General features: G+C 58.4%; 12 protein-coding genes and 1 pseudogene. 12 read left to right on the top strand and 1 reads right to left on the bottom strand.

The annotated features are described in order from the left end of the window. The first annotated feature begins 248 nt into the window (after positions 1 to 248). Positions 249 to 875: a LuxR C-terminal-related transcriptional regulator gene (locus ACQY8Q_RS04665; protein ID WP_428425130.1), complete on the top strand. Its 627-nt coding sequence runs from the start codon at positions 249 to 251 to the stop codon at positions 873 to 875. A 106-nt stretch (positions 876 to 981) separates the two neighbouring features. Here the strand turns inward: ACQY8Q_RS04665 and ACQY8Q_RS04670 are convergent, their stop codons facing one another. Further along, complete coding sequence (locus tag ACQY8Q_RS04670; RefSeq protein WP_428425132.1) at positions 982 to 2,658, bottom strand: hybrid sensor histidine kinase/response regulator; 1,677 nt, start codon at positions 2,656 to 2,658, stop codon at positions 982 to 984. Positions 2,659 to 3,145: 487 nt separating this feature from the next. Between ACQY8Q_RS04670 and ACQY8Q_RS04675 the strand changes: the two are divergent. The 11 genes and pseudogenes from ACQY8Q_RS04675 to ACQY8Q_RS04725 all read left to right on the top strand — a co-directional run. Further along, a pseudogene (locus tag ACQY8Q_RS04675) lies at positions 3,146 to 3,259 on the top strand (LLM class flavin-dependent oxidoreductase); the annotation flags it as partial. Between the two features lie 197 nt (positions 3,260 to 3,456). Continuing rightward, a complete protein-coding gene (locus tag ACQY8Q_RS04680) occupies positions 3,457 to 4,230 on the top strand; it encodes an SDR family NAD(P)-dependent oxidoreductase (RefSeq protein ID WP_428425134.1) in 774 nt (257 codons plus the stop codon). A 40-nt stretch (positions 4,231 to 4,270) separates the two neighbouring features. After that, positions 4,271 to 5,320 carry an ABC transporter ATP-binding protein gene (locus ACQY8Q_RS04685; protein WP_428425136.1) on the top strand — a complete coding sequence of 350 codons (1,050 nt, stop codon included), beginning with the start codon at positions 4,271 to 4,273 and terminating at the stop codon, positions 5,318 to 5,320. Positions 5,321 to 5,354: 34 nt separating this feature from the next. Then, positions 5,355 to 6,470: an ABC transporter substrate-binding protein gene (locus tag ACQY8Q_RS04690; protein ID WP_428425138.1), complete on the top strand. Its 1,116-nt coding sequence runs from the start codon at positions 5,355 to 5,357 to the stop codon at positions 6,468 to 6,470. Between the two features lie 162 nt (positions 6,471 to 6,632). Further along, entirely contained in the window at positions 6,633 to 7,577 is a 945-nt protein-coding gene (locus ACQY8Q_RS04695) for an ABC transporter permease (RefSeq protein WP_428425140.1), read from the top strand. After that, complete coding sequence (locus ACQY8Q_RS04700) at positions 7,574 to 8,374, top strand: ABC transporter permease (RefSeq protein ID WP_428425142.1); 801 nt, start codon at positions 7,574 to 7,576, stop codon at positions 8,372 to 8,374. Before ACQY8Q_RS04695 ends, ACQY8Q_RS04700 begins: the two co-directional genes overlap by 4 nt. Before the next feature lie 43 nt (positions 8,375 to 8,417). Continuing rightward, complete coding sequence (gene hisD / locus ACQY8Q_RS04705) at positions 8,418 to 9,734, top strand: histidinol dehydrogenase (RefSeq protein ID WP_428425144.1); 1,317 nt, start codon at positions 8,418 to 8,420, stop codon at positions 9,732 to 9,734. Positions 9,735 to 9,736: 2 nt separating this feature from the next. Further along, positions 9,737 to 10,765, top strand: coding sequence for a zinc-dependent alcohol dehydrogenase (locus tag ACQY8Q_RS04710; RefSeq protein WP_428425562.1), 1,029 nt, complete (start codon positions 9,737 to 9,739; stop codon positions 10,763 to 10,765). A gap of 29 nt (positions 10,766 to 10,794) precedes the next feature. Further along, the gene (gene hutC, locus ACQY8Q_RS04715; protein ID WP_428425146.1) at positions 10,795 to 11,526 is read left to right on the top strand and encodes a histidine utilization repressor; all 732 of its coding nucleotides are present in this window, start codon (positions 10,795 to 10,797) and stop codon (positions 11,524 to 11,526) included. Between the two features lie 22 nt (positions 11,527 to 11,548). Beyond that, on the top strand, positions 11,549 to 12,856 hold the full coding sequence (locus ACQY8Q_RS04720; protein WP_428425148.1) for a hypothetical protein: 1,308 nt from the start codon (positions 11,549 to 11,551) through the stop codon (positions 12,854 to 12,856). A 740-nt stretch (positions 12,857 to 13,596) separates the two neighbouring features. Continuing rightward, complete coding sequence (locus ACQY8Q_RS04725) at positions 13,597 to 14,541, top strand: WecB/TagA/CpsF family glycosyltransferase (protein WP_428425150.1); 945 nt, start codon at positions 13,597 to 13,599, stop codon at positions 14,539 to 14,541. Positions 14,542 to 14,674 lie beyond the last annotated feature (133 nt).

The following is a 14,674-nucleotide window of genomic DNA, read 5'->3' on the forward strand; positions in this document are numbered from 1 at the left end:
TTTGCTTTGCGCTCTTGCCACAATCGAGGACCGCTACTCAGCGCTTATATGCTGCATCGTTGCCGCGAGGCCACTAGCACGCTTGTACTATATCAAAGCCCGGGCAAGCCTCACTGCTTGAGGTTGAAAATGGCAACTGCACTGGCCATGCAATCATCCGGCGACGTAGCACATTCGCGCTATCTGGCCGAAAGTCTTCTTGGGTGCTAGATAGTGCTCCCTGTGGTATCTGGGAGGATACGAGAGGAGTGCAGAAAGATAGAGTTATCGTCGCTGACGACCATCCGGTTTTTCGTGATGGCCTAAGAAGGCTCGTCCAGCGAATCGTACCTGCCTCGGAAATCATCGAAGCGAGTTCATTCCAGGAAATGCTGGCCGTTGCGCGGTCTGGTGACGCTCCCAGCTTGTTTCTCGTCGACCTGTATTTTTCCGGAGAAAGCATCCAAGGCTCGTTGGCGGCGTTGCGCAAGGAATTTTCAAGGTCGTCCATCATCGTCGTCAGTATGGTCGAGGACCGCGATCACGCAGATCGTGTCATAGCACAAGGTGCCGATGGCTTCTTGAGCAAGTGTGTTCCACCTTCTGAACTGAGAAACTCAATTGAGGCCATATTGAAGGGCGAGATCGTCGTTCGGCTCCAATCAGGCGCGCCTGCGTTAATAACCGAAACTGACGCACCACCTGAGCTTAGTCAGCGCCAGCGGGAAATGCTGGCCTTTATTTCCCAGGGAAAATCCAACAAGGAAATCGCGAAAGTTCTCAACCTCTCGCCATTCACGGTTCGCATTCACGTTTCGGCACTGTTGCGCAACCTCGGGGTGCCTACCCGGGCAGCAGCCGTGGCAAAGGGCATCGAAGAAGGCTTTTTGTCTTAGCCAGGAGAGGAAAAGCGGGGACGCTATTACCGGAGGAAGAATAATCCCCCGGTTGTCAATCCTGCACCGCCTCCAACTGCAGGGGCATGTGGTGAGGTCAAGGGGTCTATTCGTCTCGCAGTTGTAAAGCCATTGCCGTTAGCACAGAGCGCAACTCTGCGGGCCTCACGGGCTTTAAAAGAATGGGAACGCCCGGGTCCTCAAGATCATCGCGAACGCGACCCTCGTCGTGGCCGGTCATGATAATCGCCGGGACTTTCGCACCGTTCAGAAGCCTCACCTGAGCAATACAATCCGCCCCTGTTCGAGCATCGCCGAGGTCATAGTCCGCAATCAGGATGTCACATTCTGTTCGAACCCCCGGCTCAACTGCGGAAATTTGGACGATACACCCCCATTTTGTTAAAAGCGTCGATGTTGCGGACAGGACATCCTGATCGTCCTCGACAAGAAGCACGCGCAAACCATCGAGCAAGAATGGGGAATGGACCGGTCGGCGCGTTGCACTCTCCGACACAGATGGCTTCGATAGAATTTCGATGCCATCTATGATGACAACGGTTCCCTTTCCTCGGGTCGATCGGATCGTAACCTGCAGATTCAATAGAATGCCAAGGCGCCGCACGATCGACAATCCGAGGCCAACGCCATCTGTGTCTTTGTCGCCGCGTTCGCGTATCTGGTAGAACTCATCAAATACATGCGGTAAATGCTCGATCGAAATACCCGGGCCACGATCATAGACTTCGATTGAAAGTTTACCCTGGCGCCGACGGCAACCGATAAGGATCGGCGCGTCCGGCGCGTATTTGAGCGCATTCGTGACGATGTTCTGTAGCATCGTCGTCACTAGGCCTCGATCAAACCGTACCGTCAAATTGCACGGCACTGTACGCAAAACCGTGTTGGCCCACTGCGCCGCCTCGGAATTCTGACGGGATAAGTCTTCGAGGAGATCGGCGATTGCAACGCTTTCATTCCGAACCAAAAGTCTTCCGCTATCCAGCGTCGAAATATCCAATAGGGATCGAAACAGTCGCGACACACTCTGCAGCGATCGATCGATGTTCTCGACCATCTGCCTTTCTTCAGAACCTAAGCCCGCATCATACAAGCACGCTGTAAACAGACTGATCGCGTGAATGGGCTGGCGCAGATCATGGCTAGCCTGCGCAAGAAACCTTGATTTGGCAAGGTTTGCCTCCATCGCGGCGCTATAGGCTTTGTTGATGCGCGTCAGAAGTGACAGCACATAGGCAGGCACGATAATCGCGGTCAACATGAAGGTAAGAACGAGGTACGGATTCTGCCGCCAATAGGTGTTGAGATATGTTGTCATCACAATGACCGCCAGCGCAACACACGTTGCGCCGATAAGATAGCGTGGTCCGAAACGAAGACCGTTTCCGACTGTAACCCATAGCAGTGTTGCGTAGACGGGCAATGTCGTCGCCCCTCCAACTGACATTGCCAGCAACATGCACAGATAGTCATTCGCCATTCCAAAGAACCGGCGAGCGGGAAAGTTGCCTGGCCAACGCACGATAGCAGCGTAGAGGAGAGCCGATATCGGGACATATGAGATGAAGTACGCGACTAAGATTATCGTCAGTATTGGCGGAACGTTGCCGACAAGAAGTATTGGGACAGTGTACAGGCAAAAGAGTGGAACCAGCACAAGGCGCACAACCGCTTGACCGCGCTCAGCATCGCCGCCGCTGGGCCTGAATAGTCCGACAACACGATCAGCAAACCGTAAATGCAAGGACTGTACAGCGGTCATGCCCACGTGCTCCTTCTCCTAGACGAACATCGCGTCATTTACCTCCAAAGCTGCACTGCTTGCTACGCGTGCCGCCGGAGCAATATGTAAAGGTACACAATCAAACTGGACATGCCGTGGCTACTAGCACAATCGCCCTATTCCGTTTGATGTAGAGTTCTAAAATGTTCTTAAGGGGCGAGGAGACCCTGAAAAGCTCGTCCCGGGTGAATTCCCAGGATCGACGGCCCGTCATCGACTTAGTCCAACCAACCTCACTCATCCTGATATCTTTGGGGGCATTCAACTAGCGTGCAGTTTAGATGAATCCGTTATGTGAAGATTTTAAATCCTCCATATGCAAGACACCACCTGTGCGATACTAAATCAACACCTCCACCCTCGGCATTCGTACCCTCGTTCGGAAGCCAAGACATGCCAAGCCCCGAAGACAAATGGATGGCCATCTTGGGCATAAGGGCGCATCTCAACACGAAAAACCTGGCGGAGACTGCATTTCGGAGGCGCTTCGGAAGCGGCCGAACGGATGGCTGCCACGGAGGCCGACATCCACCTTTTCTGGGGTAAGCCTCTCGACGAAGTGTGCCAGCCGATCGAGCGGTAGAAGACGCTCGACCGCGATATCGCAGCGTCGGCCCACGTTGTCTCGCCAGTGCGGCAATCCCATCATTTCAAAATTGACTGATTTTTGCTCACGCAATCCATGAGCTCATTATTTGTACATATATGTATAGACAACCCCTGGAAAAGGTGGTGCTATGGTGAAATAGCAGAGCCGTAAGACGGATGGCGAGCCCGATGAATGTACCGGCACTTTTCGATCTGACTGGGCGAAAAGCACTTGTGACAGGTGCAAGCCGCGGTCTCGGGCAGGCAATAGCCCAAGCGCTCGCGGCCGCCGGCGCGGATGTCGCAATCACTGCGCGCGACGTCAAGGGTCTTGAAGAGACCAGAAAGCGCATCGGCAGCACGGGCAGGCGCTCTTTCGCCTACGCACATGACGTCCGCGATGTCAGTTCTTGCTCTTCTGTCATGGACGCTGCGGCGCACGCCTTGGATGGGCTGGATATCCTCATCAACAATGCGGGTTATGAAGAAATCCGGCCGGCTCTCGACGTCGATGAGGCGTTGTGGGAGCGGATTGTGTCGACCAATCTAAAGGGGGCGTTCTTCTGCGCGCAGGCCGCAGCGCGCAACATGGTCGCGCTCGGTACGGGCGGCGCGATTATCAATCTCTGCTCCCTGACCTCCTATGTTGGTGTCCCCACGGCAGTCCCTTACGGCTCCTCCAAGGCCGGCCTGATGGGCATGACCCATGCGCTGGCCGCCGAATGGGCGCAGCAGGGGATACGGGTCAACGCCATTGCGCCCGGCTATTTTCGCACCGCGATGACCGATGTTTTCTATCAGGACGGGGCATGGCGGGAAGCGATGCTGGAAAAGATCCCGCAGCGCCGCTTCGGCGAGATGGAGGACGTGGCGGGCGCCGTAGTCTTTCTTGCGAGTGATGCGTCGCGCTATGTCACGGGGCACTGCATACCGATCGACGGCGGCTACCTTGCCTCCATCTAATATTTTACATGCGGCAGGGTCGCCGCGCAGGGAAAGCATGATGCCGGTTGCACTCAACGGATCGTCGATTAAGGCCAAATCGGAGCAGGCTGCCGTTGCGGTATCCGTCAAGGCGGTAAACATGGTCTATGACGGGGTCCATGCCGTATGCTCGGCGTCCTTCGATCTGGAAACGGGAAAATTCCTGACGATACTCGGGCCCTCCGGATCCGGAAAGACCACGCTGCTGCGACTGATCGCAGGCTTCCAGCGGCCGACAAGCGGCGAAATTTTCATTAACGGCGCGGCCGTCAGCGCCGTGCCGCCGCATCGGCGGTCGATCGGCATGGTGTTCCAGAATCTGGCTCTGTTTCCGCATATGACGGCCGCTGAGAATGTCGCGTTTCCATTGAAAATGCGGCGTAGTGATGCGCGTGACATCCAAGCTCGCGTCGAGCACTATCTGGACATGGTGCGTCTTGGTGGTTACGGCGCACGCCGGGTGCACGAACTGTCGGGCGGCCAGCAGCAGCGCGTGGCGATTGCCCGCGCGCTGGTGTTTGAGCCGGACCTGCTTTTGCTCGACGAACCGCTTGCAGCCCTTGACCGGAAACTGCGTGAGGAAATGCAGCTCGAGTTCCGCCGCATCCAGCGCGAGCTTGGTGTGACGACGATCAACGTGACTCACGACCAGCGGGAAGCCCTCGTGGTATCCGATGAGATCATCGTCATGGACCGCGGGGAAATCCAGCAGAAGGCGCGGCCGGCCGAGACCTATCGAAGCCCCTCGAACGCCTTTGTTGCCAACTTCATCGGCGTCACGAATTTCCTTGATGCGCCGGACGGCGAGCGCCGGGCAATCCGAGCGGAGAAAATCGGAATCGCTGCGACCCGCGACGGGTTGGCTGGTGCTGACACGATTGTCGAGGGGGTCGTGGCGGATGCTATCTTTGAGGGCGAGAGGGTCGTCTACGAGGTCAAGGTCACATCGCTCGGTGATGCGCTGCTGCGGGTTTTCGATCATGATCCGTCTGCACATACCCAGTTGGAAGCGGGTTCTGCCGTTTATCTTGGGTGGACAGCCGGCGATGTCCTGGAATTCAAACCGTAAGCCGGACAAACCGGCCAACCAGAGGAGAATGACTATGACCGAAGATAAGCTGACATCCTTGATGCTCCGCCGCCGCCGGTTCCTGCAAGGGGCCGCGACGATCGGTGGCGCTGCGGGCTTGTCGTCACTGGGCCTGTCGAGCGCTTTTGCGCAGGAACCAGAAAAGCCGAAGGAACTGATCGTTCGCGCCTGGGGCGGGAGCTGGGTCGACGCGCTGAAGGCCGGCGTGTCCGATAGCTTTACCGCCAAGACAGGTATCGCCGTCCGCCACGATCTGACCGAGGATAACGAAATTCAGCCAAAGGTCTGGGCAGCCGTAGCCCAGGGCCGCGTGCCGCCGATCCACATCAACTGGGACACGACTACCAACGCCACGAAATCGGCGCTGCGCGGCGTCACCGAAGATTTGTCGGATCTTTCCAACCTGAAGAACACGACCGACCTTGCAAAGCCCGTGGGTCTCGACGGCTATCCCATCGTCAACACCTACGGTTATGTCTACGTGCTTGCCTATCGTCCGGACGCCTTTCCGAACGGTGCGCCGAAGTCCTGGAAGGACCTGCTCGATCCCAAGTATAAAGGCCGCATCGCGCTCTACAACGACGGCATCGGCTTCCATTTCCCTGCGCAGGTCGCCGGCGGCGGCAAGCTGGAGGACATTCCGGCCAACATGCAACCGGCCTGGGATTTCGTCGCCAAGATGAAGGAACAGCAGCCGTTGCTCGGCGAAGATCCGGATTTTACCACCTGGTTCCAGAAGGGCGAGATCGACGCTGCCTGCACGATTTCCACCAATGCGCGCGAAGCCAAGAAAAACGGCATCGACATCAAGTGGGTCGTGCCGGAGGAAGGCGCCAAGTTCGACACGGATGGTCTCTGGATTCCGAAAGGGCTGCCGGCCAACGAGCTTTACTGGGCGAAGGAATATATCAACCATTCGCTGACGGTCGAAGCCCAGCAGATCTGGCTTGACGGCCTCGGTCTGCCGGGCGTGGTGCCGGGCGTCAAGCCGCCAGCCGATCTCGTCGATGATCCCTCCTATCCCACCACAGAAGAAGCCTTCAAGCACCTGATCCGCATCTCTTCCAAGGTGCAGGTGGAAAACGAGAGCGAGTGGTTCTCGAGGTTCAAGGCTATCATGCAGGGTTGACCCCTCGAATACTCCCCACAGTTCCCTCTCTCCGTCAGCGGCGAGAGGGAATGACCGAGTTTGCCTCCCGGTCTTTCCCCCCCGTCGACGAGGAGAGGGTGGCCGGCAAGCCGGACGAGGGGCGCTCCGGCGCGCGGGCACTGCTACCGAACAAGGACTGACATGCGAGCGGCGAAATCTGCCTATCCCTTGACCTGGCGCATCATGGATGCACTGGAAGCCTTCGCGGCCTTTGTCTGGCCGGCGCGTTTTGGCCGCGCGATACCGTGGCTGATGCTTACACCCGCGCTGCTGCTCATCGGTCTTCTGGTGCTCGGTCTCTGGCAGATCGGAGATGCCAGCCTCCGAACTCTGGATACGACAACCTTCCTGATGTCGGAAACCTACACGCTTGCAAATTACCAGCGCGCCTTTACCGAAAGCCTGTTTGCGGTCGTTGCTTGGCGCAGCCTGGCGGGATCGCTGATCGTCACGGTCGCTACCCTCATCCTCGCCTTTCCCTATGCCTATGTGATGGTGCGCACATCCTCCCCGACCATCCGCAAGCTGTTGCTGATCGCGCTGTTTCTGCCCTTCTTCATCGGCCAAGTCGTGCGGGCCTATGGCTGGCTGATCATTCTGGGCAATCAGGGCATGGTCAATGAGGCACTCGGTCTTGTCGGCATCGCGCCGATCCGCCTTCTTTACAACTACTGGGCCGTGCTCTTCGGCCTTGTCCAGTACATGCTGCCCTTCGCCGTGCTGATGCTGGCGCCGGCACTGACGGCCATTCCGGAAGAGCTGGAAGCTGCGGCGGGCTCCCTTGGTGCCGGCTGGGTACGCACCTTCCGTCACGTGGTGCTGCCACTGGCAAGGCCGGGACTGGTCGGAGCCGGGCTTGTGGTGCTGACATTGTCTCTCACCGATTTCGCCATGCCCGCGATCCTCGGCGGAGGCAGCCAGGATTTCATCGCCAACGCTATTTACGACCAGTTCTTCCGCACCTCGGATCAGGGACTGGGCTCGACGCTGGCACTGCTGCTCGTCGTCGCCGGCTCTTTGCTGGTCGGTCTGGTCTTCACCCTGTTCGGTGCCGGCACCCTGGCCATGGGGAGGGCCCGCCGATGACCGCGCCCTTGAGCAAAACCATCGTTCTTTGGATTTTCGTCATTGCGGTGCTTGTTCTCCTGTCGGCGCCAACGATCGTGATCCTCGGCGCCTCCTTCACGTCCGGAAATATCATCACCTTTCCACCCGAGGGCTTCTCCCTCAAATGGTACGAGAAGATCGCCACCTCGCGCGATCTGTGGGATGCTTTCCTGCGTTCGCTTTATGTGTCGGCAATCTGCACAATCGTCGCGATCCCGGTGGGGACACTGGCCGGTATCGCGCTTGCAAAATACGCAATCCGCTTTGAAAAATCGATCCAGATCTATCTTCTGCTGCCGTTCACCATCCCGCTCATCGGTTCCGGCATTGGACTGATGCTGATATTCGGCGAGGCGCGGCTTCTGGGCCAGCTCTGGCCCGTCGGACTTGCATGCTGCGTCATCAACCTACCGTTCATGATCTGGGCCGTGACGGCAAGCGCCTCCAGCCTTGATCCGGACCTAGAGCTCGCCGCCGCCAGTTGCGGCGCGCCACCGCTCTCCACCTTCGTGCACGTGACCTTGCCCGCCGTTATGCCCGGGGTCATCAGCGGGTCGCTGCTGATGTTCATTCTGGCACTGAATGAATTCCTGGTGAGCTTGCTTTTGACGGATGCGCGCATCGTGACGCTACCGGTCCAGATCTACAATTCCATCCGTTCAATCATCACGCCCGATCTTGCCGCGATCTCGGTGGTCTTCATCGCCTGCGCGGCGCTGGCGATCGTTCTGCTGGATCGCCTTGTCGGTCTTGAAATCTTCCTCAAATCCAAATGACGCAGAAGCCGGCGCGGTGCACCGGCGAAACGGGAAAACAGCCATGTCAGACGTCTCCTTTCACGATCTCTCCACATTGGACGCGCCGAGCCGCGCAGCACTTTTGCGCCGGTCGGAGACTGACCTCTCCGGTTTCATGGAAACGGTGAAGCCAATAATCGAGGCGGTTCGCGTCGAAGGCGACGCCGCTTTGGTGCGCTATGCGCGCGACCTGGACAAGGCGGATCTGGATGAGAGCCGGCTCAAGGCGACGGAAGCCGAATTCGATGCAGCCTTCGATCTGGTGGAGGAGGATGTCATTGCGGCCATCCGGTTTGGCATCGACAACATCCGGCGCTTTCACGAAGTGCAGAAACCGGAACCGATGTGGCTGAAGGAAATGCGCCCCGGCGCCTATGCCGGCGACCGCTTCACCCCGATCCGCTCGGTTGCGCTCTATGTTCCCCGCGGCAAGGGCGCATTCCCCTCGGTGACAATGATGACGGCTGTTCCCGCCGTCGTTGCCGGCGTGCCGGAGATTGCCATCGTCACACCGCCGGCGCCGGATGGGTCCGTGGATGCCGCGACACTGGTCGCAGCGCGTCTCGCTGGTGTCTCCAACGTCTACAAGGTTGGCGGGGCGCAGGCCGTGGCGGCCGTTGCCTATGGAACGCAGACCATCAAGCCTGCGCTGAAGATCGTCGGTCCGGGAAGCCCATTCGTGGTCGCGGCCAAGCGGCTTCTGTCCGGCGTCATCGATCCCGGCCTTCCTGCCGGCCCGTCTGAGGCCGTCATCTTTGCCGATGATACGGTGAAGGGCGGCCTTGCGGCACTCGACCTTCTGGTCGAAGCCGAGCACGGTCCGGATTCATCAGCCTATATCGTCACTCATAGCCGCCTGGTTGCCGAAGAGGCTCTCGCCGCCCTGCCCGATCATTGGGCCCGCATGACCGAACAGCGGGTTGCCTTTTCCAAGGCGGTGCTCACCGGCCGTTGCGGCGGCATCGTGCTGACCGCCTCGCTTGAAGAAAGCTATCGCTTCATAAACGACTACGCGCCAGAACATCTCGAAATCTTGTCGACCGATCCCTTCGCCCATCTCGGCCATATCACCGAAGCTGCGGAGATCCTGATGGGACCGCATACGCCGGTCTCCATCGGCAATTTCGGTCTTGGGCCCAATGCTGTTCTGCCGACAAGCCGCTGGGCGCGTACCTATGGGCCATTGTCGGTGACCGATTTCGTCAAGCGCTCCTCGATCGGCTATGTCACCGCATCAGCCTATCCGGAATTTGCGAGGCACGCCCGCACCCTGGCCCGCTACGAGGGCTTCTCCTCGCACGAGCACGCGGTCTCCGACGTTCGCAAGGACTACCTGTGAAGATGAAGGCGGCAAGGCTCTATTCTGCGGGCGATATCCGGGTCGAGGACATCGACATCCCCGGCCCGCTTTCGCCGGGCTGGGTCCGCGTCGCTGTGACCGCAGCCGGTATCTGCGGCTCCGATCTTCACAATTTTCGCACCGGACAATGGATCACGCGGTCGCCTTCGGTTGCTGGGCATGAGTTCGCCGGCGTTGTCACCGAGGTCGGAGCTGGCGTTCGCGCGTTTAAGGCCGGCGATACAGTCGTCGCCGACTCCCGGTTCTGGTGTGGCGAATGCCCTGCCTGCCAAAGTGGCCGGCACAACATCTGCGACCATCTCGGCTTCGTCGGAGAAATCTGCGACGGTGGCTTTGCAGAGCAGGCGGCATTACCGCAGCGGCTGCTCGTCAGGTACGATCCAGCGCTTGATCCGGCCATTGCTGCCATGGCTGAGCCGCTGGCTGTTGCCCTGCATGCGGTGCGCCGGCAGGCGATCCCGGCCGGTGAACCTGTTCTGGTAATAGGCTGCGGCCCGATTGGCGGACTTGCGGCTCTTCTCCTGTCGCGCTTGCATGACGGCCCTGTCCTTGTCTGCGACCGCAACACGGATCGCTCTGAACTGGTCGCAAGAGTGACCGGCGCTTCGAGCGTCACCCTCGACAAGAAATCCTTTGGCGAGGTGCTTTCCGGCCGTGTGCTGCGTTACGCTCTCGATGCGACGGGCCATATCGATGTCCTGATGCGGGCCATCGCGCTTCTTGGCGGCGGCGGTTCACTGACGCTGGTCGGCATTACACACGGTCGCATCGATCTCGACCCGAACTTACTCGTCGAGCGCGAAATCGCGCTCGTCGGCTGCCATGCCTTTGCCGGCGAGCTGCCAGACGCTGTTGCCATGCTTCCTGGACTATCGGGCGCTCTTGCCAAACTGATCGATCAGGAAATAGCAATCGATGCCGTGCCGCAGGCCTATGAACGGCTTATTGCCGGCAATGCGGCGGGTCTCAAAACGATCGTTCGATTTGCCCGACACGAGTACAGCCCGTGACTCAACCCTTCGACGGAAAACCGGCCGCGATGCCGCCCCTGACAGACAATGCGAGCCCTCTCTACGAGAAGGTCAAGGACTATGTCCTTGCGCATATCGGCAGCGGCGAATGGGACAAGAACCGCAAGCTACCGTCCGAGCACGATCTGGTGGCGGCACTCGGTGTTTCGCGCATGACCATTCACAGGGCGCTGCGCGAATTGACATCCGAAGGTTACCTTCTGCGTATCCAGGGGGTGGGAACATTCGTCGCGCCACCCAAGCCGCAATCGACTCTGATCGAGGTCGCCAATATTGCCAACGAGATCAGCGGGCGCGGCGGAGAGCATCGTGCCGAGGTTATTCTCCTCGAAGCCATAAGGCCGGAAATCGAACTCCTGGCAGCCTTTGAGGCCGGCAGGCAGATCCGCGTTGCCCATTCGATCGTCGTCCATTTCGACAGCGGCATCCCTGTCCAGGTCGAAGAGCGCTTCGTCAACTCCGAACTGGTTCCGGACTACGCGCACCAGGATTTCACTGTCATGACCACCTACGACTATCTACAGCGCTCGACGCCGATGACCGAAGTGGAGCATGTCATTTCCGCCATCGGAGCGGATACCGCAACCGCAGGGTTGCTGAAACTGGTCGAAGGGGCTCCCTGCCTCCTTCTTCACCGCCGGACGTGGTCCGGTACGAAGGTCGCTACGGTCAACCGGCTCACCTATGCCGGCAACCGCTATTCCCTTGGCAGCCGCTATGCGCCGTCATCGTTGAAATAATCTCAGAGGCTGGAAGATGAAGATGAGCGAAAGCAACAGCAGGACAGCGGACATTCGCCGGATGGCGCGAACCGACGAGCCGGCAGCGACAGCACTTCTGGCCAGCTTGCTACAGGATCTGTTTTCACTGAAGGCAGAGCAGGTCCGCATCAACCACGACCAGTACAGTCTGAATTCACTGAACGGCTTTTTCGACGCCGACGGGCAATCGTTTTTCTTCAAGTTTCATCAGGAGGATGGCGAAGAGGCGATGTCCGGCGAATATTATCGCGCCGACATCCTCGCACGCGCCGGGCTTCCGGTCGATCAACCGCTCTACATGTCGGTTCTGCCGGGAGAACAGATCCTCATTTACCGCCGACGCAGCGATCCGCGCTTTTCCGATGTACTGCGGGCGCTGGACCTCCAACCGGATCCAGCCGCGGAATCGAAGGCGGTGGATGCCGAGCAGGCTCTTTCTGCCCGGGTGCTTTCCGTCTATCTCGAAAGCCTGCATGCGGTGACGCCACAGGAAGTGGCGGCCGAGCCGATCCATAGGCTGTTCTACGACAGGCTCACCGATCCGCAATCCGGCGCCATTCCGGGCGGGCGCTACAAAAGTTTCTACGTCGGCCAGCCGTTTCTTCTTCCGGGCGCCGATCTCGACTGGGAGACTTTTTCCAAGGCCCGGATCGTCATCAATGGCCGGCGCTATCGTTACAGCTTCGGCGAACTCTTCGACCTTGCAAGCATCCGCTTGAGACCTGACCAACTGGCCGATGCAGGTGGCGTCGTCGCGCATGGCGACGCGCACAACGCGAATGTCTGGTACACGGAGACGGATGGGCGGGCGCAACTGTCCTATTTCGATCCGGCCTTTGCTGGGCAGAACGTGCCTTCGCTTCTGGCTGAGGTAAAGACGACCTTCCATAATGTTTTCGCACATCCGCTTTGGCTCTATGATCCAGCCGAAGCTGAAAAACGATATTCGGGACTTGCCCGCTACGAGGCTGGAACGCTTTTCCTGGAAACGGATTGGGATCTGAGCGCGGTGCGCGGTAAATTGCTGGACGTGAAAGCCGGCAGTATGTGGCGGCCGCTTCTAAGCGCGTTGGACACAAGGGGCATGCTTCCACAGGATTGGCGCCGTGTCGTTCGGCTCGCGCTTTTCCTGTGCCCGACGCTTGTGATGAACATCAGGGCCGGAGCATCGACGCACAACCCTACCTCCTCGCTCATCGCAATCGCCACTGCAATCATGGTTGGGAGCGAACCGGAGACGGGGGACGACATGGTGTCACTGTTTCTGGATTGCGTTGATCCCGCCCTCGATTGTGTTTTTGAAACCTGATCGAAAGCTGAGTGAAGGGTTGCCTCCGTCAAGTCAGGGACGGTTCTACGCAGAAGCGCGACCGTCGGCTTCGACGGTCCGACCATTTGGCGCGCAATGTTGATGATATCGTCCCGCGATGCCGTCGAATACTCTATGCTTCATGGCAACTCCATGCAGATCCCACGCGCGGCCCCTCACGCAGCTTGAAAATTCGGTTAGGCAATCCCTGATCCGCTACCGCGAAAAGCTGATGCCAAGGCCTGTCGGTATCAGTGAGACAAGCGCAAACGTGTCATCGCAGATACAGGCGATGTTCCCTTCAGCACAGGGGCTGCGCTTCTTGATATGGAGTCCGGTGGCAAGCATGCGTTCAGCCAACTGCCCTTTGGCCTGCTGATCCCCGCAAACATCTGGTACCGGTATCTGCAATTGGCCGCAACAATGCCGGACGACGCAAGTTGGAGGCCCAGAATTCCGACACGGCGCATGACGTATCGTAATCAGGCGTATCTTGCCAGCAGTCTGCCCCGCCCAATAGACCCCTTTAGTAAGGCAAACCTTGCCCAGAGGGAGCAGTAAAAACCTCATACACACAACCGAAGGTGTACATCTTCGGCGCCGGATGATTGTGGGCCGCAATGCAACCATTACGATATCCATGCAGTTTACTAAAATTTTATACATTAACTAAGTATTAACGAGGAACTTAACTTCATTAGCGGGAATTGATATGTATATCTCAACCGGAGGTATTTTAAATGGTGGGCATTAATGAGGGGCCGGGGAAGGAATTTCCCGGAGGGAATACAATCACAGATGGGCGCCTGGCCGACCGTGCTGGGCGGCCAGGAATACCGCTATCCACGACGGGCGGGCTGCGTGTGGACGGGGAAGATAAAGCGCAACCGCTTGCGGCAAAGCAGCGCGAAATCGTTCATCCAGAAACCCCCGTCACATTCCCTCACATTCTTCTCGGGGGGCTGTCCATTGCGGTGCTTGATCGGCAAAGTGCGGCTTTTCTGATGATTTCAGCGGCGTGGAAACGTCGTCCCGACAACCGCCCCTATTATTTTACCTCCGCCAATGGCGAGGTTATTGCACGCGCGCACGCAGATGTTGGGATAGCCAGCCTCTTCCAGGGCGCCGACCAGATCTTTGCGGACGGACAACCGCTCGTCTTCGCCTCACGATGGCTATGCAGGATAAAACTTCCAGAACGCGTCGCCACCACCGACCTCTTTCACGACGTCGCAAGGCTGGCTGAATTTATGGGCGTCACGTTCTACCTGCTGGGATCCGCAGAGGCTGAAAGCGACAAGGCGGTTGCCGCTATTCGGGCGCGCTATCCCAACCTGCGCATCATCGGCCACTGTCACGGTTATCTCGCCGGTGATGCGCTGGAAGCAAAGATTGAGGAAATCAACGCGCTTGCACCCGATATCTTGTGGTTGGGCCTGGGTGTTCCGCGCGAGCAGATCTTCGTGCGTGATTTTGCATCCCGTCTGACAAATATCGGCGTCCTGAAAACCTCGGGCGGACTATTCGATCATCTGGCGGGGAAGACCCAGCGCGCACCGCTCTGGGCACAAAGAGCCGGCTTCGAGTGGTTTTGGCGCATGATGAAGGAGCCGCGCCGTCTGTTCTGGCGCTACATGACCACCAATCCTCGTGCCCTCTATGCCATCTGGCGGTATTCGAAATGACTGTCCATCGTCGCATTATCTCGTAGCTCGTCGAAACCGAAAGCGATATCGCCGGCCTCACTGGGACATTCGCGGACGGCAGCACACGTTGAATCAGGCAGAAACCACCACTTTATCAATAATATCTTGGAGT

It is taken from the genome of Pararhizobium sp. (genome assembly GCF_965279435.1).
Lineage (GTDB): Bacteria > Pseudomonadota > Alphaproteobacteria > Rhizobiales > Rhizobiaceae > Pararhizobium.

Coding starts and splice junctions, on each gene's coding strand:
- ACQY8Q_RS04700 (WP_428425142.1), top strand. CDS start 7,574: ATGACCGCGCCCTTGAGCAAAACCATCGTTCTTTGGATTTTCGTCATT.
- hutC (WP_428425146.1), top strand. CDS start 10,795: ATGCCGCCCCTGACAGACAATGCGAGCCCTCTCTACGAGAAGGTCAAG.
- ACQY8Q_RS04710 (WP_428425562.1), top strand. CDS start 9,737: ATGAAGGCGGCAAGGCTCTATTCTGCGGGCGATATCCGGGTCGAGGAC.
- ACQY8Q_RS04690 (WP_428425138.1), top strand. CDS start 5,355: ATGACCGAAGATAAGCTGACATCCTTGATGCTCCGCCGCCGCCGGTTC.
- ACQY8Q_RS04685 (WP_428425136.1), top strand. CDS start 4,271: ATGCCGGTTGCACTCAACGGATCGTCGATTAAGGCCAAATCGGAGCAG.
- hisD (WP_428425144.1), top strand. CDS start 8,418: ATGTCAGACGTCTCCTTTCACGATCTCTCCACATTGGACGCGCCGAGC.
- ACQY8Q_RS04680 (WP_428425134.1), top strand. CDS start 3,457: ATGAATGTACCGGCACTTTTCGATCTGACTGGGCGAAAAGCACTTGTG.
- ACQY8Q_RS04720 (WP_428425148.1), top strand. CDS start 11,549: ATGAGCGAAAGCAACAGCAGGACAGCGGACATTCGCCGGATGGCGCGA.
- ACQY8Q_RS04670 (WP_428425132.1), bottom strand. CDS start 2,658: ATGACCGCTGTACAGTCCTTGCATTTACGGTTTGCTGATCGTGTTGTC.
- ACQY8Q_RS04695 (WP_428425140.1), top strand. CDS start 6,633: ATGCGAGCGGCGAAATCTGCCTATCCCTTGACCTGGCGCATCATGGAT.
- ACQY8Q_RS04725 (WP_428425150.1), top strand. CDS start 13,597: ATGGTGGGCATTAATGAGGGGCCGGGGAAGGAATTTCCCGGAGGGAAT.